The sequence below is a fragment of the Spiroplasma endosymbiont of Phycita roborella genome, from assembly GCF_964031195.1.
In the GTDB taxonomy this organism is placed as follows: domain Bacteria; phylum Bacillota_I; class Bacilli_A; order Mycoplasmatales; family VBWQ01; genus Spiroplasma_E; species Spiroplasma_E ixodetis_A.
In genome coordinates, this window is sequence record NZ_CAXIQJ010000005.1 from 257,694 (window position 1) to 278,239 (window position 20,546).

Genomic DNA, 20,546 nt, shown 5'->3' on the forward strand with positions numbered 1-20,546 from the left:
TATTATTTTAGTGTTAAAATAATATAGTCTTAAAAATAGAGGAGAATATAAATATGAGTTTTGCTGACATTATGTCAAAAAAAGTACAAAAAACATTAGAAAAAAATTTAAGTAAAAAAACTTTAACCATGGAAAATATGGAAGCAACAATTAAAGAATTCAGATTAATTTTGTTAGAGGCTGATGTTAATTTTAGGGTGGTTAAAACTTTAACTAATGAAATTATTAATAAAGCAAAAGGTGAATTTATTAAAGAAGGCTTAGATCAAAAAGAAATGTTAATTAAAATTATTCATGATGAATTAACAAAGATTATGGGTACTAAGAATGTTGAATTAGATTTATCTACTAATCCTACTGTTATTATGATAGTTGGTTTACAAGGTTCTGGTAAAACAACAACAATATCTAAACTAGCAAAGTTGTTAACAGATAAATATCAAAAAAAATGTTTACTAGTTGCAGGAGATATTTATCGTCCAGCTGCTGTTGAACAATTAAAAGTTTTAGGAAAACAATTGAATATTGAAGTTTTTTCCCAAAAAAATGAAACTCCTACTAATATTGTTAAAAATGCTCAAATATATGCTAATAAAAATAAGTTTGATGTAATATTAATTGATACAGCTGGAAGATTACACATTGATGAAAAATTAATGCAAGAACTAGCAGAAATAAGAAAAATTACTTCACCAAAAGAAGTTTTACTTGTTTGTGATGGTATGGCAGGACAAGATATAATTAATGTTGCTATTGAGTTTAATAATACTATTCCTATTACTGGAAGCATAATCACTAAATTAGATGGTACTGCTAAGGGTGGTTCAGCTCTTTCAATTTCTTATTTAACAAAGATTCCTGTTAAGTTCTTAGGAATGGGTGAAAAGGTAACTGATTTAGAGGTTTTTTATCCAGAAAGAATGGCAGAACGTATTTTAGGAATGGGTGATCTTACTACATTAATGGAGAAGGCCGAAAGTATAGTTTCAACTCGTGATGTTGAAGAAACTATGAATAGAATGATGTTAGGTCAATTTGATTTGAATGACCTTGTTAATCAAATGAAGCAAATTCAAAAAATGGGTAAATTGGGATCACTTGTAAAAATGATTCCTGGTATGTCTGCTAAAATTAGTGATGCTAAAATTAGTGATACTGAAACTGATTTAAAAATAGCAGAATATATTATTGCTTCAACAACTGCTCAAGAACGTGAAAAGCCACAAATTTTACGTTATCCAACTAGAAAAGCAAGAGTATTAAAAGGCTCAGGTCGTTCAGAAAAAGAATTAAATAAAGTTTTAAACCAATTTGAAAAAACTAAAAAAGTTATGGATCAAATTGCTGGTCAGATTAAAAAAGGAGAAATGCCAAATATTCCAGGATTAGATAAGTTAATAAAAAGTTAGAAAAATAAAAAAAATTTGTTATTTTTTGTTAATTTGTTAAAATTTATTTAACTCAAGAAATGTATAAAACTTTGATTTCTTGAGTTTTTATAGATATTATTTTATTAAAATTTTTTTAAATTTTCTTCTTTGTTTTTAAAAATTTAATTTATTTTTTAAAGTAAAACTAGATTTTAAAAAGAAAATAGTGTTTAAATAGTGGGTTATTTTAAATTAAAAATATAACAAAAATTTATTTTTTCTTTTTCAGTTGCTTAATAATATTTAGGGAACAAGATAACTTTGAATTGTGTTTAGTAAACAAATTAAATTCAGTTAGGAGACAATGATTATGAAAGATACGTATACATCTGTTCGATTAGCTCAAAAGCCACAAAATTCTTTTGCTTGCTATCGATGTGGTAGAGTAATTTTGATAGCTGATTACTTAGAAGGAATAAATATTCAAGTTAATTGCAGTCGTTGTGGCTTTAAGAAGCGTGTTAATAGTATAAAGATAGAGAAAATAAACAGTAAACCAAATTCAGCGCTAAATTCTAATGAAATTTCAAAAGAAAAGATAAATGAAATTTTTAATTCCTAAAACTATTAAATTTGTAAAATTACAAATTTGGAGAAGTGTTGGTTTAATTGATTTATTAATTATTTTAATGGTAGTTGGATTTGCTTCAATTATTATTTTATTGTTGCAAATTGATATTATTTTTAAAATATTAGCTGTTATTTTAGTTGGTTGTGCTACTATTTCGCTTACTTTTTATTGACAGACAAGAAAAAAAGGATGAGAAATTATTTTATTATGATTTAAATTTCATAGTAAAAATCGTTATTATAAATCTGAAAAAAATTCACAAATATTAGTACCATTTAAAAAAATTATTAGTAAGAATGTGATGCAATTAAATGTGAAAAATACAAATTATACTAGAGCTTTATTATTGGAGGGTTTTAATATTACATTATTATCTAATGAAGAAGCCTCAAATAAAATTAAAGATTTAGCTGCAGCTTTTAAAATTATTAATATTTCTATGTCTTTAATAAAGATTGATATGCCTTTAGATGTAACTGTACAAACTAATTTTTATAAAGAACAACTCGAAAAAATTGATTTAGAAAATATTAGTGAAAAAGCAAAATTAGCAAGAAAATTTCAAATGATATCAGCAATTAATGCTAATAATGAAATTCAAAATCAAAATGAAATGACGCAACCATTTTTTTACTTATTTTTTTATTCATCAAATCAAGAAAAATTAAAAGAAGAAGTAAATGCTTTTAAAAATTATATCAGTCGTAGTGGTGTTAAAGCTAGTGATATTAATTGTTTTGAAATGATGGTTGTTTATAGTAAATTAATAAATTCTAATGAAAATGCTTCCTTAGAAGAAATGTTTACTACAAAAAAAGAAGAAACTGTTAAAAGTAAAGATTTAACTAATAATTTGGCGATTAAAGAATTATTAGTTCATAAGAATAATTTAGAATTTGCTAATTGTTTTCAAACTGTTTATAACATATATGATTATCCATTTGAAGTTTCAGCAGTCTGATTAGCAAATTTAGTAAATATTCCTAATACTAGTTTAATCTTTACTTTTAATAGTATCAGTGAAGAAAGTGCTAAAAAACAATTGAATAAAGCTATGCAAAATTTAGCAACTTTAAATTTTATGACAAAATCATTATCAGAACGAAGAGATTATGATTATCATTATCAATCATTAAATGAATTATTAGATCAAATTGCTGGTGGTGGTGAAAAAATATTTAATACTAATATGTATTTGTTAATTAATGGTGCTGATCGTAAGCAACTTAAACAAAATATTAGTACTGCCGAATACGAAATAAAAAATAATAATATGAAGTTTGATAAATTATATTATCGTCAATTAGAAGCTTTTTTATCAGTAATGCCAGATAGTGCTGATTGATTTAAAGAAACAGGTCACGAAATGCCATGTTTAACAATAGGTGCTAGTTTTCCTTTTTTAAATCAAGAATTAAATGATAAACAAGGATTATTTCTTGGATTTAATGAAAGTGGTAATAAAGTATTTTTTGATCAAAGAACTAAAAGTAGTACTCGTAAAAATCATAATCAACTAATTATTGGTACTAGTGGTTCAGGAAAATCTTATACTTCTAAAAAAGAAGTAAATTATCAAATTATGCTTGGTCATAAAGTAATTGTTATTGATCCTGAACGTGAATATCGCGATTTATGTAATTATCATGATGGAAGTTGAATTGATGTTGGTGATGGTTCTTGTGGCAATATTAATCCATTTCAAATTACATTGGCACTGAGTGATGATAATACTAATGATAATAATACTCGTGATATTTTAGCACCACATATGCAATTCTTAGAACAATTTTTAAACGTTGCTACTGGTGGATTAACGAGAAATGAATCAAGTTTATTAATGATTTATGTAAATTTAATGTATGAAAAATTTGGTATTACTTCTCGAACAAAAATTCATTTATTAAAACCAAATCAATTTCCAATTTTTCAAGATTTATATGATATTATTGAATCTGATATGGTTAAAGAAGAAGAGATTAGAAGTAAAAATGAATTAAAAAATTTACTAATTATATTATCAAGATTTGCAACTGGTGGTACTGATGCTAATTTATGAAATGCTCATACTAATATTAATAGCAGTAGTTTATTACAAGTTTATGATTTATATACTTTAACGCAATCAGGGAATAAACGTTTAGTTAACGCTCAAATGTTTTTAATTTTGAAATATATTGAAAATGAAGTACGAAAGAATAAAAATGATAATGAAATTAATAATAAACAACAATGAATTTCAATTACTATTGATGAAGCCCATTTACTTATTGATAAAGAATTTCCAGCAGCATTATTATTTATGTATCAAATTGTTAAGAGAATTCGTAAGTATACAGGTATGATAAATATTATTACACAAAATATTAACGATTTTCTTGGTTCTGAAGAAATTAAAAAATATACTACTGCTATTATTAACTCAAGTCAATATTTAAAAGTATTAAACTTACAACCTCATGATTTAGCAGCATTAAATGAATTGTATTCTTCATATGGTGGCATTTCTGCTAATGAAACTGATTTTATTGCTCGTGCTAAAGTTGGTGAATGTCTTTTTGCTATTTCTAGTTTATATCGTATGTGTTTAAATATTAATGTTAGTGATGCTGAAAAACAAGCAATTAAAAATATAAAAAATAAAGAAATTGAAAATTAGTATATTTTTTATACATTATCGATTTCATCAATAATTGTTAATTTATTTTTAAATTAAATAAAGATACTTTCATATTAATAAAACTTATAAGTTTTATTAATATGATTTTATTTAAATAATAAATTTTATAAAATAATAAAAAATAAGTTGATAAAATTGAAAATTTTTATTTACTTTATTTTAAAACCAACTATAATTAATGTGTATCAACATTATTTATAACATATGAATTTGACTGTAAGTCCTAATTTATCTCTTTAAGGAGTAAAATAGGGTTTATTATATTATTAGATAAATTCATGCTTTATAAGCAATTTTGATTAGTAAATAATTTTATTTTTTTATTATTTAAGGAGAAAAAACTTATGATTTTTAATTATCTATCAGATGGACCTGATATAAATAAAATCATTGATGTAGCAAAACCTTATGTTTCGGCAGTTGCAGGATTGCTAATTGCTGCTTTAATTGCATTTAGTGTTTTTAAAATAATTATATTGGCAAAAGATTTAGCGGCTGCTGGTGATGATCCACAACGTAGAAGTGAGATTAAAAAAGCGTTTATGTATACATTAATTGCACCAATTATTGGTATTACTGCATCAGCAATAATAATTGCTCTTGTGCAAGCCTTTGGTGGTAATCCAAATATTCTTCCTACTAACTAAAGAAAGTTATATATTAACTTGATATTAAGTTATGAAGAGAAAAGAGATGAAAATATGGATTGACTAACAGATATTATACTAGGAGCTTTATTATTTATACCTTGACTTATTTTCATTCAAGGACCATTATATTTAATTGACATTTTATTGAGATCACCTAATCATGGTCATGGCGGCATATTTGATTATTTAACAACTGATGCGATAACTAATTTAGTTTTTGGAGATTTTACTAAAAACCCACTTAATAGTAAAAATTTACCAGTATTTTTTTCAGCATTAGCAATTGTTTCAATTGGCGTAATACTTATTATGTTTATTATGCAATTAATTATTATCCAATTTACTGAAACACATACAATTAGAGAAAAATTAGGTAAGGCTATAAAAAATACATTTTTAGCTTTTTTAGTAATTGTTTTCATTCCATTTTTTATGAGTACTATAAATTATTTAATAACAGGATTATTGGCAGTTTTACAAATTACAGCTTTAGGAAAAAATGCTAGTTTAGCTGATTTATTATGAGGTATTGGTGCACCCGATGCTAATGCTGCTCAGCATGATCCTAGTGTTTATTCAATGCCATCTATTTCTCAATTAAAACATTGAAACTTTATTCTTGAAATTATTGCGGTGTGATTTACTTTATATGTATTATTTGTTGCATCAATGACATTGGTTGAAAGAATTATTGATTTATTACTTTTATTTTCAATATCACCAATTGTTGCTTCTATGATGCCTGTTGATCAAGGAAAAAGATTGGGTGTTTGAAAAGAAATGGTAATAGGTAAGTTTATTATTGGTCCAGGAACGATGTTACCTATTTATATATTCCTTGAAATATTACCAAAAGCAATAGTAGATATTACTAATAATACTAATTTTAGTTGACTTGAAAAACAAGTTTTATATACATTATTTTGTACAGCCGGTGCTATTAGTTGTTTAAGAACTCAAAAAATTATTAATCACTTAGTAACACAAAACTTAGGTGTACAAAGTGCTATTGATTCTAATGGAGCAGCTATTGCTGGAAATATTATGGGTAAAGCTCGGACTTTTGCTAGCCTTGCAGCCGGTGGTGCTGGTGCATTAAAACTTGGAAAACAAATTGCATTTGGTGGTGCTAAAGATGGAAGAAATCCTGATGGTAGCGAAAAGAAAGCAAATGGACTATTAAAAAATGGTATCGCGGGTTATTTAGGTAAAGGTACTAAAGGAGTTGCTAAAGGAATTGGTAAATTTCAAAATTCTAATGATCATGGTACTAAATGACAAGATACAAAAAATAATTTAAAAAGTCCTTTCGTTGGATTAAAAAATATGGCTAATGCTGCTTTTAAGGAACCTGTTGTAAATTTAAATAATATTAGAAAGAATGCAAGAAGAGGAGATTCTGATGAATAAAAAAGTAAAATATTAAAATCTTGGAGAAATAATCATGAAATTTAAAAAAACAAAAAATGAATTTAAAAAGAAAAAAAGTTATCGTTGAAGACGTAATGTAACTATTGGTATTTTATTATTAATAATATCAGGTATTGCTGGTGTTATTTCCCAATATGGGTAAAATATAAATTATTATAAAATATATAAAAAATAAAGGAACATAAAAATGAAATTTATTCGTCAAAAAAAATGAGTACTACCAGCAGTAATTATAATTGTTATAGCCTTTTTAGTATTAATAAATACTTTATTAGTTTATGCTTTAGTCTTTGTTCGTAACATGTTTTCTCATAGTGGGGATAATCAACAACCATTTACACTTAAATTTTTAATACAGGATGTTATTAATTATTGATTAATATTTTTAATTCTATTTCTTATTGAATTTTCAGTTTTATTATCTTACTTTATGATTCATAAATATAAAATTTATCGTGAAACTCATAATAAAAGTCGCTTTTTACGTGATTCAAAAAATAAAGTGTATGGATCTGCTGCTTGATTAACACCCACTGAAATTGCTAATACCTTTCCTTTATCAAAAACTGTTGAAAATGATTACGGTATTGTTGTTCAAACAACAAAGACTAAAATTGGTGGTGTCCAATTTAATATTAAGTCTGATGCTCATAATATTGTAATTGGGGGAACAGGAAGTGGTAAAACTCAAAAATTAGTTATTCCAACTATATATTTAAATGCCCAATCAAAAATTAAACCATCAATGGTTATTACTGACCCAAAAGGAGAATTATTTCAAAATCATTCTAAAATATTAAAAGATAATGGTTACGATGTTTATGTTATTAATTTACGTGATACATCAGTATCTAATTCATGAAATCCTTTTGTTAAAGTATATGATTTTTATGTAGAATCAATGCGTTTAAAAAAAGAAAATAATCCTTTAAATGAATCAATTACTTATGAATCAATGGCATTATCATGAATTAATGATATTGTTGAAGCCTTATTTCCTGAATCAGATCCAAAACAAAAATTTTGAAATCAATCAGCGATGCAAGTTGTTAAATCAATTATGTTATTTATGCTAGAACAACTTGAAGATCAACCTGATGTTCCGTTAAAATACTTTAGTATGTCAAATGCTGCTATTGTTGCTACTAATCGTCAACGATATGTTGAAATTCTAAAAAAAATGCCAACTCATAGTTTAGCTCGTCAAATTGGTTTAGGTGCATTAGAAGGTGCTGAAGAAACTGCGGGATCAATTAGTCAAATGGTTGCTAATGGATTACGTTTATTTACTGATCCAGTGACACGAAATATTAGTTGTAGTAATGATATAAATTTAGATGAAATTGTAAAAAAACCAAGTGCTGTTTTCTTAGTTGTACCTGATGAAAGTAATGAACGTAATGCTTTTGTATCAATGTTTATTGCACAGTTATATAAAAATACAATTCGTTATGCAAGTACTTTGCCTGATATTAAATTACCACGTCCTTTATACTTTTTATTTGATGAGTTTGGTAATATACCAACGATTGCTAGTATGGCACAAATGATTACTGTTGCACGAAGTCGTAATATTTTTTTCATGATGATTATGCAAGATTTACAACAATTAACACAAAAATATGGTAAAGAAACAGCAGAAACTATTTTTAATAACTGTATTTTGCATACTTTTTTGCAAACTATGGATTTACAAACTGCTAATAAATATTCAGATATGTTCGGTGAAAAAACAATTATTAATTATAGCCATTCTGGTAATAAAGATAAAAAAGCTGATAATATTAATTCATCATTACAAGGTAAAAAATTAATTACAGGTAGTGAGTTAATGAAATTAGATTTTGATACTGCTGTTATTTTTTTAGCAAAACATAATCCAGCAAAAACACGTTTAATTCCGTTTTATGAATGAGGAAGTAAACCGGCAGGACAAGCAACTGTTACAAATGTTTCACGTTTAATTGATTTTAATAAAGATTATTATTTAAGTTATATTGGCTTATTCTATTATATTGAGAAAAGAAAAAATCCACAAGCTGCTGCCGAAAGAGAAAAATCAGAAAAATAAAAAACAAACAATAGTTAAGAAATTGTATATAAAAGAATATTTATTTTAATATATAAATGTATATTATTGATAGATATAGAAAATAACGATATACTTATTTCATGAATAGATCAAAAATATAAGTTTTACTTTTTATAAATTATGCTAAAAAAGGTAAGTACATAATAATGTTAAATATTATAAATAAACTTATATGAAAGGATTTTAAATATGAATGTTCCCAATATTATTTCTTTAATAAGATTAATATTAGTTCCAATTATTGTTAGTTTAATGATTATCGGTCCAATAGATAATGATAATTTTTATCATCTTTGAATAACAAGTATTAATATTAATAATTATAGTTTACCAATTAGTTGGTTAATAGCAGCAATTTTATTTATTATTGCTGCCATTAGTGATTTTATTGATGGATGATGAGCAAGAAAATTTAATCAGGTAACAACTTTTGGTAAATTTTTTGATGCAATTGCAGATAAACTTTTAACTAATGGTGTTTTAATTGTAATGGCATGTGGTACTATAATTCCGGTTTGAATGGTAGTTATTTTGGTATTACGTGATTTTATTATTGATGTAGTTCGTCAAATTTTGGCTACTAAAGGCACAGTAATGGCTGCTGATAAATATGGTAGAATAAAGGCAGCAGTACAAATGTTAGGAATTACAATTTTATTTTTTATTAATTGACGATTTTTAAATGGTAGTGTTAATGGTCATAGTAATAATGATCAATATGATTTAATTAATCAATTAGTAATGATACCAATGTACGTTGCTACAGTATTAAGTATTTTTAGTGCTTATAATTATATTAGTTCAAATAGTAAAAAAATGTTTAATATCTAAAAATAAAAGGAGTATTAATATAAATGATAAATAAAGTAATTGTTTTGAATCAGTGAGCAGTAGTTACAGGAGCGTCTAAAGGATTGGGATATTATTACTGTCAAGCATTATTAGCACAAGGTTATCACGTATTAGGGGTATCACGTGATAGTAAAAAAATATTAGAATTAGCAGATAAGTATCCACACTTACAAGTTAAAAATTATGATTTAGATTTATCTGATTTAAAAAATATTTATAAATTATTTGAGTTATCAAAAGAATTAAATGTAACAGTAGTTATTAATAATGCTGGTTATGGTGTTTGAGGAACATTTGCAGATAGCATGTTAGAACAAGAATTAAATATGATTAATTTAAATATTTCTTGTTTACATATTTTAACAAAGTTATTTGTTCAACGTTTTAGTAAAAATAATTATGGTCGTGTTATTAATATTGGAAGTATGGCAGCTTTTAGTCCAGGGCCTGTTTTTGCTAGTTATTATGCTTCTAAATCATATGTTTGAAGTTTAGGTGTTGCAGTTAATTATGAATTAAAAAGAGCAAAAAGTAAAGTAAGAGTAATTACAATTTGTCCAGGTCCATTAAAAACTGAATTTTGAAATCGTAGTAGTAATGGTAAAGGAAATAAAGAACATTATAGTTCATTATTACCAGTTTTAGATACTGAAACTTATGCTAAAAAGTCTTTACAAACAGCCTTAAAAACAAAAAGAAAAAGTTTTATTATTACAGGAATTTCTAATAAAATTACAAGAACTATTATTAGAATATTACCTTTAAAAACAGTACTTAAATTAGTATATAATTATCAAAAAAATCGCTAATAATGAATTTCATTTTTTATTTTAATCGTAAAAATTATTAAAAAACATTTATAATAAATGTTTTTTATTGTTTTTTTAAAAGAAAGGTTTATGATGTATCCAACTTCTTAAGATTTTAAGAAGTTATTAAAAAAGAGGTGTTATTTATGAAAAAATATTTATCAATGTTAACAACAGCAGCATTATCAGCAGCATCAATATTTTCAACTTCTTCGATATTAAATTCATATGTAAAAAATTCCAATTTAATAAATGTTGATAATTTACATGATGTAATACAACAAATTGATATTGTTGAATACCCTATTTTTGCTGATAATGGAGAAACTACAACTAAAACTTTTGAAAAAAATGTTATTGTTCTTTTTAGTGATCCTTCAAAATTAAAATATATAGAATTAACTGATATAAAAAGTCATGTCGATTTTCATATAAATGGAAAAGATTATTATTATAATGATCAAAGTAAGAATTCAGTTATTGTATCTAGTGATACAAAGTTTATTGATAATAGTATTTCACATGAAGGAAATATGAATAAAGTTCAACAAACAGTTAGTTACGATTATGATTGAAATCAAAAAGCATTTATTTTTAAATTTGTTAGTGTTGAAACAGTTACAGCAAATAATGAAAAAGATACTCAGTTTGTAAGAGGTTATTTTACTACTAGTTTAAAGTTAAATTTGCATGAATTTTAATTTATAGTTTAAAATATTATTTTTTTAACTTAATTAGAGAAATTATATTATAAAAGTAGTACTTAAGTACTACTTTTATTTATTTTTTTGTTTTTTAAAATAAAATAATTATAATAAAATAAATAATATTTATATTATAAAATTAATTAAAGCATTAATAATAATTTATAATAATGATTAATCAAAATATATTATATACAGTATGAGATTCTATTGTAATTTGGTTTAAATTTGTTATTATTATATTTGTCCTAAAACTTTAGGACAAAACATCAGTTTAATTAATTTAAAATTGTAAATTTGGCTTTATGCCCTTATATGAGTAATTTTCATGTAAGGGTTTTGTATTTTAATTTATTGATATGAGTCTTTAATTTAGTTTAAAAACTCAATTTAATATCTATTCCAATTTCATAAATTAATATTCCCACTTACCCTTAAACCAAAATTTATACAGACTAATAATTAAAAACATTTTAAAATTTATATAATTATAATTTAAAAGTATTAAGTTTAAAGTCAAATTTACTCTTTTATGGTAATTAAGTTTGTTTATAGTAAAAGTATTATTAAAACTTTAGAAAATGAGGTTTATTAAATGCATAATATTATAAATTGTGGCATTTATTTTGCCAATGTGCCATTAACAAAAACAACTAACGAAACTAGATGTGAAAATATAAATTGTAATTATCAATATTGTAATGGTTGCAAACTTGAAACGGTTATCATTTGAACACAAACTCCTGATCAAAAATGTTTAATAATTCCTATTATTAGAAATTCAATTGAACAACATGAGCAAAGCCTAGGCTTATTAGGTGATAACTTATCTATTATTAAATTGAAAAAATCTAATAATAATTCTATTTTAAGTTTTCGCGAGGAAGATATTAGTTATGCTGATCTTAATCGTGCAACTTGAATTAAAAACTTTAGAATTGGTGATGAATACTTAATCAATGGAGAACTTCGTGTCTTAAATGAAACTGAAATTCATGATTTATCTTTTAGAGTAAAAACATTACCAATATCAAGTATTAATACAATTGCCAATATTGGTATTAATAAAAATTTAAATTTAAATAATAAAATTGTAAGTTATAGTGACAATACTTTGAAAGAATAATTTCTTAAAACAATTAAAAATATAAAAATTCTTAATATTAAATTTCTCTCTCTTTTAAAATTAAAAAATAATAAAGAATTGTCTAAAGTATTTTAAAATTCAAAAATTAGATAAATATTCTTTATTTTTTTATTTTTACATTATTTCATTGGTTGGTCTAATAATAATTTCATTTCAAGTAGCATCAGCAGGTAATTCAATTGCTTGTTTTATTGTTAGTGCTATTCGTTCGGCAGATATGCTATAAGTTTTATAATATTCTTTAAATTCAGAACTAAATTCTTTATCAGTTACTCTATTCAATAATTCAGTATTGATTGCTCCAGGTGAAATTACTGTAATTCTAATATTAGTTTTATCCTTTGCTACTTCTTCTCTTAATGATTCACTAATTGCTCTAACTGCTCATTTTGTTGCTGAGTAAACTGCTTCACCAGCATGAGCAAAATGACCAGCAATTGATGAAATATTAATGATATGACCTGAATTTTGTTGATACATTAATGGTAATGATGCAGCAATACCATAAAGTGTTCCTTTAATATTGACATCAATTGTTTCATCTCAGTCTTTAATGTTTTTTTGTTTTAAAGATGTTAGTATCATAATTCCTGCATTATTAATTCAAACATCAATTTTATTAAATGTTTTAATTGCAAATTGTGCTAGTTTTTCTACCTCATGATGTTTGGTGACATCAGTTACTAAATAATTTGCTTCACCATTTTTATTTTTAATACTAGTAACTAATGCCTTAAGTTTTTCTTCTCTTCTTGCAGCTAAAATTAATTTATGACCGGCGCTTGCTAATAACTTAGCTGTTTCCATACCAATACCACTAGAAGCCCCCTGTGATTACGATAACTTTTGATTTCATGTGTATTCACCTCTAAACTATTGATCAACAATGATCATTTTTTTTATTTTTAATAATTAATGCAATTAAAATTGTTTTTAACAGAAATGTTTAATAAATGTATGTATAATTAATGAATATTAAATTAAAGAAAAAATAATGATTTACAAAACTAAGTAATTGTAAATTCTCTGCTTAAGAAAATAAAAAAGAAACGGTGGTAAAAAATGGTAAATTATAAAAAAATTAATTGATTTATTTTAGCAATTATTATTCTTGGGTTTTTATTTATGATAATTGGATTAAGTTTACTTACTAGCAAAGTGTTAATAGGAAGTCATACAGAATTAGTCACTAATGGTTTTGGATTAATCGCAGGAAAATATAAAGAGTATTCTCATTTAAATGGAATTTTAGATGTATTTAATAATAATTTAAATGATTGATTTAACATTTCAAATGTAAGATGTGGTGTTGTTTTTACAATATTTTTAACTCCTATATTTTTATCTATAAGTATAATTTGTTTTTTATATAATTATTATATTTTTAAATTTCCTAAAAAGTAAAATAACAATAACATTATTTTTGATAAATATTTATTAGAATTTATGTATTTTTATTTAGTTAATTAATGAATCTAATCATTATTATTAAAATCAGCAATTTTGACAGTATATTCAAAAGTTTCACTTGAAGTTACATCAACAACTTTGCCTTCAATCATTACCTTTATTGTTATTGGATAATTCATTTTGTAGTTTAAAAATTGATCACCTACTGAAATTGCTTCTATTCTGCATTTTTCTAAATGTTCTTTAAATGAATTTGTTAAATTTGGAATAGTAACATTGTTTAAATCATTAATGAATCATTCTCAGGTTTTATTAATACTGGCTTGGTTATAAGCTGCTTGAAACAAATTACGCATATAATCTAATGTTACTTGTTCGGCGATAATGTTATATTTTTTTCTGTTGTTTTTCTATCCCTTACTGCAAACATTCCACTTGGATAGTCATTATTTTTTAATAAGAATATTCTAGTGAGTGGTGATAAGTCTAAAAGTTGAGTAATATAAATAGTCATACTATTTAAGTTTTCTTTAATTTGATTAACATCATTAAAATCAAAAACAGGTACTTTATATCTTACCGTTTCATAATTATTATTAGTGTTATTTTTATTTTTATTTTTTTCTTCGTTATTGGTTATTTTTGTTTTCATTATAATTTTAATTTTTTCATTGATATTTTTATTGTTCATTAGTACTTCTCCTTTTATTTAATAATATAACCTAGGTTATTTAGTAATACTAAATTGACCTAGGTACTAAGAAAATATAAAAAATATTATATTTTATGAATTACTAAAATTATTTAATTACGCTTTTTTAACTGCTTTAACAGTAAAGTGGAATTTAACTGATGAACTAGCAGTTACTTGTGGCGCATTAGGTACGGTTGCTACAACTTTATAAATGAAATCCATTTTATAATCTAGTTCATCTCCTGAAGCTATATATGCATTTAAACATTTTTTTGTATGTTCTTCAAATTGATTTTCTAAATCGTTAATAGAAACATCTGTTTGACTAGCAATTGATCATCCTCATTGTTGACCTTGTGCTAATATATATGCTTTTGGAGCTGTTTCTTGAAGTCTAGTAAGTAAATATTGTGGTACAATTGGTGTTATACCAGCACTTGTTACTAATACGAATGTTCCATTTGGATATTGTTCATCTTTTAAAAACGCAACTTTTTCTGTAGCTGGTAAAGCTTCTAATATTTGATTAATATATGGAACCATACTGTTTAAGTTAGCTTGCACACTAATAGGATCAACGTTATCTAGTACATTAATATTATTACTATCAGTATTTCCAGTAGTAGTTGTATGTTCAATTTTTAAATGCCCTAAAATAAATGTAGTTTTTTGCATATTTTATTCTCCTTTGTTACTAAAATAAATTATTATTTTTAGTTTTAGTTTATTTTAAGATTAAGATTTACCTAATGTAATATTTTTTTATTTTTAATATCGATAATAGTAAGATATTTATAATAATGTGAAAGTGATATTAGATAAAAATATTTTTTGTAAATCTTAATTTAAGTCTATAATTGAAAAAATGAATATACAATAAAAAAATAATGCTTGCATAAAAATATAAATTTTTCTAATATTTTATTTTAATAATGTTTAAAACAAAACTAAGCAAAAACAATTATTTTTTAAAATATTATCAATATTATCAATAGTTAAATTTGTATATTATAATGATTTTATATATTTATGTTATAATCAAGAAAATTATTATTACTATTAAAAATAAATCAGTATTGGAATTTTTTAAATATTAATTTGTGGGTGCTTTAATGACAAGAATGGAAAAGTATAAAAGTTTACGTGAACAAATTACTAAAGAAATTAAAGAAAATAGTAAGCTTTGAGAACAAGAACAAAAAATAGAAAATTATTATCAGCAACTAATAAAAATTGATCAATCATATTTTGAGCCAATTTTTCAAAAATTAAATTCTGATTTAAATTTAGTTAATTTTGAAAATTATTTTATTAAAAATAATGAACAACATTTAGATGATAATGATAAATTAATATTGGAAAATATGTTAGAAAATATTAATAATATTTTAAAAAAATATAGTGAAAATATTGATTTTGAAATAGTTGATGTGCCATTAATAAGTACTAACTTGGAATATCAAACGTTAATTAATAGTATGCATAATAAAATAAATGAATTTCAAAAAGACTTAGAAAGTAAAATTCATGATGTCAAAAATTTTGTTAAAAATTTAGAATTTAAATATAAAAAGTATAAAATAAATAATAGTGATCTTAATAAAGGACTAAAAGAAATTAATCAAGAACATAATAATTTTCAAGATGAATTACAAAAAATTAAAATTAAGCATAATTATAAATGAAGTTTAACAATATTTAGTATTATCATTATTTGTTTAATTTTAATAGTCGTGTTAGTATTATCATTAATATTATTTATTAAGTAGAGAATGGAGAAAAACAATGTACCCAAAGATTAATATTGCAATAGATGGTCCAGCAGCTAGTGGTAAATCAGCAGCAGCATATTTGCTTTCTAAAAAAATTGATTATCAATTTATGGATACAGGAATTATGTATCGTAGTTTTACTAATCATTGTTTAAAAAATAAAATTGCTTTTGAAAGTGAAGATTTAATACTTGCAGCACTACAACTTTTTGATATAAGATGAGTTAATGGTCATTTTTTATTTAATGATCAACCACCAACAGAAGAAATTTATGATAAAAATGTTACTAGTAAAGTACCAATAATTGCTTCGTTATCTGAAGTTAGAAAAGTTATGGTTGCTAGAATTCAAGAAATGGTTAGAAGTCAAGGCTTTATTGTCGTTGGCAGAGATATTAGTAGTGTTGTTTTACCTGATGCTCAATTAAAGATTTTTTTAACTTCTAGTTTACACGCTCGTAGTGAAAGAAGATATAAACAGTATATTAAAGAGGGTATTAATATTACGCAAGAACAAGTATATAACGATATGGTAATTCGTGATAATGTTGATAAAACTCGTAGCACTGGCCAACTAGTAATTGTTGAAGATGCAGTTATTTTAGATAATAGTGATTATAATTTACAAACGACCGTTGATAAATTAAAAATTTTATATGATAATTACTTTAGTCATAAAAAATAATATTTTAAATATAAGGATTTGAATAAAATGAATAAGTTACCAAAAGTAGTAATTGTAGGACACCCTAATGTTGGTAAATCTTCAATTTTTAATCGTATATTACAAAAAAAAGTAGCAATAATTGAAGATATGCCTGGAGCAACTAGAGATCGAATTTATGGCATTGGTGAATGATTAACACAAAATTTTGTTATTATTGATACGGGTGGTATTACTAAAACGATTACTAATTTTACTCAACAAATCAATCAACAAGTTAATATTGCTTTAGCTGAGGCTGATATTGTTTTATTTGTTTGTTCTTATCAAGAAGGTCTAACTCACGAAGATGAAGATATTGCCAAATTATTATACAGAACTAAGAAACCGGTTATTATTATTGCAAATAAATATGATAATGTTCAAAAAGATAATGATAAAATTTATGATTATTTAAAAGTTGGCTTTGGCGAACCAATTTTAGTATCTGCTAGTCATGGTGTTGGTTTTGGTGATTTATTAGATATGATAATTACTAAGTTACCAAAAGAGGTTCATACAGAAAAAAAAGAAAATATTAATTTAGCAATTATTGGTCGTCCCAATGTTGGTAAATCAAGTTTAGTTAATACTATTCTTCAAGAGAATAGAGTTATTGTTTCACCAATAGCAGGAACAACAACTGATGCTATTGATAGTAATTTTGTTTATAATAAAAAACAATATTGTGTTATTGATACTGCGGGAATTCGTAGAAAAGGAAAAATTACTGAAGATTTAGAAAAATATAGTTTAATTAGAACTACTAATGCCATTGAACGTAGTGATATTGTTTTGTTTTTATTAGATGGTAGTGTTGAAATTCAAGAACAAGATTTAACAATAGCAGGAATGGCAAAAAATTTAGATAAGCCAGTTATTATTATTGTTAATAAATGAGATTTAGTTAAAAAAAATGAAAAAACTATGCAAGAGTTTACTAAAAAAATTAAAGAAAAATTTAAATATCTTGAGTATTCTTTTGTTGTATATTTATCTGCTTTAGAAAATACTAGAATTCATACTTTATTTGCTACTATTAATGAAGTATTAGTTAATATGAATTTAAGAATTAAAACAAGTATTCTTAATGAAATAATTAATAAAGCTCAATTAATTAATGAGCCGCCTTACTTTAAAGGTGGTAGATTAAAGATATATTACACAACACAGGTTGAAAAAAATCCGCCTACTTTTATTTTAATGGTAAATGATCCACAACGATGTCATTTTTCTTATGAACGTTTTTTAATTAATCAAATTCGTGAACGATTTGGTTTTCAGGGTGTACCAATTAAATTAAGATTTAGAATGCGTAAGTCATTGTATAATAAACAATAAAAAAGTGTAAAATTTTGTGATTATATTTATTTTAAAGAAAATTATTGTATAATAATATTTATTAAGATAAAAAACTAATGATTAGAAAGTGTAAATGATTATGCTAAATTTTTTAACATTAGAATCGCACAATAAAAGTTTATCAACATCGGCAATGTGAATAATGTTTATCATTGGTTTGATTTATGTTGGTATTATTTTTCTTGTGTTTTTTTTATTTAAAAGAAAATTACGTAAAGAAAGGAGCCTGATTAACGAGCAATTTTTATTTAAACCAAAAAAAGTTACATATCAAGTTTTTCATTTTTGAAATAAAGCTCTTTATATATTTTTAATGTTTTGTGCAACAGTTGGTGCCATTGTGCTATTATCAGTTTCAATAAGTTCAATGTTTTAATTTTGAAAAATTAAGAAAAAAGTTTTAGGAAGGGGTTAAAATATGGGTTTAGTTTTCTGAAAAAAACATAAAGAAAAAAATCAAGCAAAAAATAGTAATATTGAATTAAAAACCTCTAAAGAAAAAAGTCCTTGAAATAATGTTTTAAAATTTTTACAAGACTTAGGTAAAGCATTACAGTTTCCAATCGCAGTATTACCATTCGCTGCTATTTTAAACAGATTTGGAGCATTAGGACTTACATTTACTACTACAACTGATGCTGGTGTTATGCATGTTACTAATGAAGTGGGTTATTGAATTTCATATATTATTCAACAACCAGGAAAAATAGTATTTGATAATTTACCATTATTATTTGCTTTGGGTTTAGCATTTGGTTTAGCTAAAGATCATCGTGGTGAAGCTGCATTAGTTGGAGCAGTATTTTATTTAGCAATAGCTGCAATGACGTCAATTGAACACTCATTACCAGAAATGTTATATAAAAATGTTTTAACTTTTACATCAAATAAAGGTGAAAAATTTTCGTCATTATTTTATGTAGAAAAATTTGGAACAGATGGTAAAACTATTATCGGTGGTATTTATGTATTAAACATTGGTGTTTTTGGTGGAATTGTAGCGGGGTGTTTATCTGCAGTTTTATATAATAAATATAAAGAAATCAAACTTCCTCAAGCGTTATCATTCTTTGATGGTAGAAGATTTGCACCAATGGTGGCTTTAGCAATAACTATTCCCACTGCTTTGGCATTTGCTATTGTTTGACCATGAATTCAATTAGTATTAATGAAATTTGGTCAATTAGTTGCTAATCCAAATAATCCAGCAGTTGCTATTCCAGGAACAGCTGTTTATGGAATATTAAATCGTTTATTATTACCTTTTGGATTACATCAAATCTTAAATACTTTTTTTTGATTTCAATTACCAATTAATGGTCAGATAATATCTCCAATTACAGGTGCTGCATCTGGAACAACAGAATGAGTAAATGGAGACATTAATGCTTTTACTAGAGGTATTGAAGGATCTGGATTTTTTCAATCAGGTTTCTTTCCTATTATGATGGGTGGTATTCCCGCTGCTGCCTTAACTATGATTATGGCAGCTAAAAAAGAAAATAGAAAAATGGTATCAGGATTTTTAGGAGGAGTTGCTTTAGTTTCTTTTATTAGTGGAATCACTGAACCCATTGAATTTTCATTTGTATTTATTGCCCCATTATTATTGGTAATTCATGCCTTATTAACAGGGATATTTATTGCAATAACGACAGCATTGCATATCCAAGTTGGTTTTGGTTTTAGTGCTGGAATTATTGACTATTGCATTTCTTTTGCTCAATCATGAGGATTTGCTAATCATGCTACTGGTGCTTATCATATTACTTCAAATCCACTATGAGTATTATTATTAATTGTGGCTGCTGGTGGAGTTTATTTTATTGTATTTTATACATTAATTACTAAAATGAATATTGAAACACCAGGAAGAGAAGAAGATTTTGGTGTTGAAGAAAGTAAAGTAACAACAAAATCAGAGTTAAGCAATAAAAATCTTAAAAGTGATAAATATACACTAATGGCAACAAAATTAATTGAAGCAATTGGTGCAGATAATTTTGTTGAAATTGATAATTGTGCTACTAGGTTACGTTTGATTGTTAAAGATACATCACGTGTTAATTTGGCAAAAGTTAAGGCCGCAGGAGCATTTGGTACTAAAATTTTGAGTAAAGAAGCTTTGCAAATTGTTATTGGTACCGATGTTGAACATGTAGCCAATGCAATAAAGGCACAGTTACAAAATTCAGCAACTTTGAATATTAAAGCTAAAGTTAATCTATAATTGAAAGTG

The 20,546-nt window shown here is 24.6% G+C and carries 20 protein-coding genes; 16 read left to right on the forward strand and 4 right to left on the reverse strand.

What is annotated here, in order from left to right; translation table 4 throughout:
- Window positions 1-53 precede the first annotated feature (53 nt).
- The 11 genes from ffh to AAHM95_RS07335 all read left to right on the forward strand — a co-directional run bounded on the left by ffh (window position 54) and on the right by AAHM95_RS07335 (window position 12,345).
- Window positions 54-1,409, forward strand: coding sequence for a signal recognition particle protein (gene ffh, locus AAHM95_RS07285; protein ID WP_342274522.1), 1,356 nt, complete (start codon window positions 54-56; stop codon window positions 1,407-1,409).
- A 331-nt stretch (window positions 1,410-1,740) separates the two neighbouring features.
- Window positions 1,741-1,992 (forward strand): hypothetical protein, encoded by a 252-nt coding sequence (locus tag AAHM95_RS07290; protein ID WP_174480064.1) that lies wholly within the window; start codon window positions 1,741-1,743, stop codon window positions 1,990-1,992.
- Window positions 1,973-4,660, forward strand: coding sequence for an Mbov_0397 family ICE element conjugal transfer ATPase (locus AAHM95_RS07295; protein WP_342274523.1), 2,688 nt, complete (start codon window positions 1,973-1,975; stop codon window positions 4,658-4,660). The genes AAHM95_RS07290 and AAHM95_RS07295 overlap by 20 nt, the downstream gene beginning before the upstream one ends.
- Window positions 4,661-5,025: 365 nt before the next feature.
- The gene (locus tag AAHM95_RS07300) at window positions 5,026-5,328 is read left to right on the forward strand and encodes a hypothetical protein (protein WP_338960438.1); all 303 of its coding nucleotides are present in this window, start codon (window positions 5,026-5,028) and stop codon (window positions 5,326-5,328) included.
- A gap of 54 nt (window positions 5,329-5,382) precedes the next feature.
- Window positions 5,383-6,741: an Mbov_0396 family ICE element transmembrane protein gene (locus AAHM95_RS07305; RefSeq protein WP_342274524.1), complete on the forward strand. Its 1,359-nt coding sequence runs from the start codon at window positions 5,383-5,385 to the stop codon at window positions 6,739-6,741.
- Between the two features lie 34 nt (window positions 6,742-6,775).
- Window positions 6,776-6,904: a hypothetical protein gene (locus AAHM95_RS07310; RefSeq protein WP_255495888.1), complete on the forward strand. Its 129-nt coding sequence runs from the start codon at window positions 6,776-6,778 to the stop codon at window positions 6,902-6,904.
- 45 nt (window positions 6,905-6,949) lie between these two features.
- Window positions 6,950-8,833, forward strand: a complete 1,884-nt coding sequence (locus AAHM95_RS07315; RefSeq protein ID WP_342274525.1) for a VirD4-like conjugal transfer protein, CD1115 family — start codon at window positions 6,950-6,952, stop codon at window positions 8,831-8,833.
- Window positions 8,834-9,043: 210 nt separating this feature from the next.
- Entirely contained in the window at window positions 9,044-9,685 is a 642-nt protein-coding gene (gene pgsA, locus AAHM95_RS07320) for a CDP-diacylglycerol--glycerol-3-phosphate 3-phosphatidyltransferase (RefSeq protein ID WP_342274526.1), read from the forward strand.
- A gap of 23 nt (window positions 9,686-9,708) precedes the next feature.
- A complete protein-coding gene (locus AAHM95_RS07325; protein WP_252320132.1) occupies window positions 9,709-10,515 on the forward strand; it encodes an SDR family NAD(P)-dependent oxidoreductase in 807 nt (268 codons plus the stop codon).
- A 146-nt stretch (window positions 10,516-10,661) separates the two neighbouring features.
- Window positions 10,662-11,216 (forward strand): hypothetical protein, encoded by a 555-nt coding sequence (locus AAHM95_RS07330; protein WP_338973674.1) that lies wholly within the window; start codon window positions 10,662-10,664, stop codon window positions 11,214-11,216.
- Window positions 11,217-11,814: 598 nt separating this feature from the next.
- Complete coding sequence (locus AAHM95_RS07335; RefSeq protein WP_342274527.1) at window positions 11,815-12,345, forward strand: hypothetical protein; 531 nt, start codon at window positions 11,815-11,817, stop codon at window positions 12,343-12,345.
- A gap of 135 nt (window positions 12,346-12,480) precedes the next feature.
- Here the strand turns inward: AAHM95_RS07335 and AAHM95_RS07340 are convergent, their stop codons facing one another.
- A complete protein-coding gene (locus tag AAHM95_RS07340) occupies window positions 12,481-13,173 on the reverse strand; it encodes an SDR family oxidoreductase (RefSeq protein WP_425289632.1) in 693 nt (230 codons plus the stop codon).
- Window positions 13,174-13,428: 255 nt separating this feature from the next.
- On the opposite strand from AAHM95_RS07340, the gene AAHM95_RS07345 reads away from it, so the two are divergent.
- Complete coding sequence (locus tag AAHM95_RS07345) at window positions 13,429-13,770, forward strand: hypothetical protein (protein ID WP_338973668.1); 342 nt, start codon at window positions 13,429-13,431, stop codon at window positions 13,768-13,770.
- Between the two features lie 71 nt (window positions 13,771-13,841).
- Here AAHM95_RS07345 and AAHM95_RS07350 read toward each other — a convergent pair whose 3' ends face one another.
- From AAHM95_RS07350 to AAHM95_RS07360, 3 genes are all read right to left on the reverse strand, one after another.
- A complete protein-coding gene (locus AAHM95_RS07350) occupies window positions 13,842-14,132 on the reverse strand; it encodes a hypothetical protein (protein WP_342274528.1) in 291 nt (96 codons plus the stop codon).
- 11 nt (window positions 14,133-14,143) lie between these two features.
- Window positions 14,144-14,467 carry a hypothetical protein gene (locus AAHM95_RS07355; protein WP_342274529.1) on the reverse strand — a complete coding sequence of 108 codons (324 nt, stop codon included), beginning with the start codon at window positions 14,465-14,467 and terminating at the stop codon, window positions 14,144-14,146.
- A 117-nt stretch (window positions 14,468-14,584) separates the two neighbouring features.
- Window positions 14,585-15,145, reverse strand: a complete 561-nt coding sequence (locus AAHM95_RS07360; RefSeq protein WP_338973665.1) for a hypothetical protein — start codon at window positions 15,143-15,145, stop codon at window positions 14,585-14,587.
- 437 nt (window positions 15,146-15,582) lie between these two features.
- On the opposite strand from AAHM95_RS07360, the gene AAHM95_RS07365 reads away from it, so the two are divergent.
- The 4 genes from AAHM95_RS07365 to AAHM95_RS07380 all read left to right on the forward strand — a co-directional run bounded on the left by AAHM95_RS07365 (window position 15,583) and on the right by AAHM95_RS07380 (window position 20,537).
- Complete coding sequence (locus AAHM95_RS07365; protein ID WP_342274530.1) at window positions 15,583-16,239, forward strand: hypothetical protein; 657 nt, start codon at window positions 15,583-15,585, stop codon at window positions 16,237-16,239.
- Window positions 16,240-16,255: 16 nt separating this feature from the next.
- Entirely contained in the window at window positions 16,256-16,927 is a 672-nt protein-coding gene (gene cmk, locus AAHM95_RS07370) for a (d)CMP kinase (RefSeq protein ID WP_342274531.1), read from the forward strand.
- Window positions 16,928-16,954: 27 nt separating this feature from the next.
- The gene (der, locus tag AAHM95_RS07375; protein ID WP_342274532.1) at window positions 16,955-18,286 is read left to right on the forward strand and encodes a ribosome biogenesis GTPase Der; all 1,332 of its coding nucleotides are present in this window, start codon (window positions 16,955-16,957) and stop codon (window positions 18,284-18,286) included.
- 439 nt (window positions 18,287-18,725) lie between these two features.
- Window positions 18,726-20,537, forward strand: a complete 1,812-nt coding sequence (locus AAHM95_RS07380; protein WP_342274533.1) for a PTS transporter subunit EIIC — start codon at window positions 18,726-18,728, stop codon at window positions 20,535-20,537.
- The last annotated feature ends 9 nt before the right edge of the window (window positions 20,538-20,546 follow it).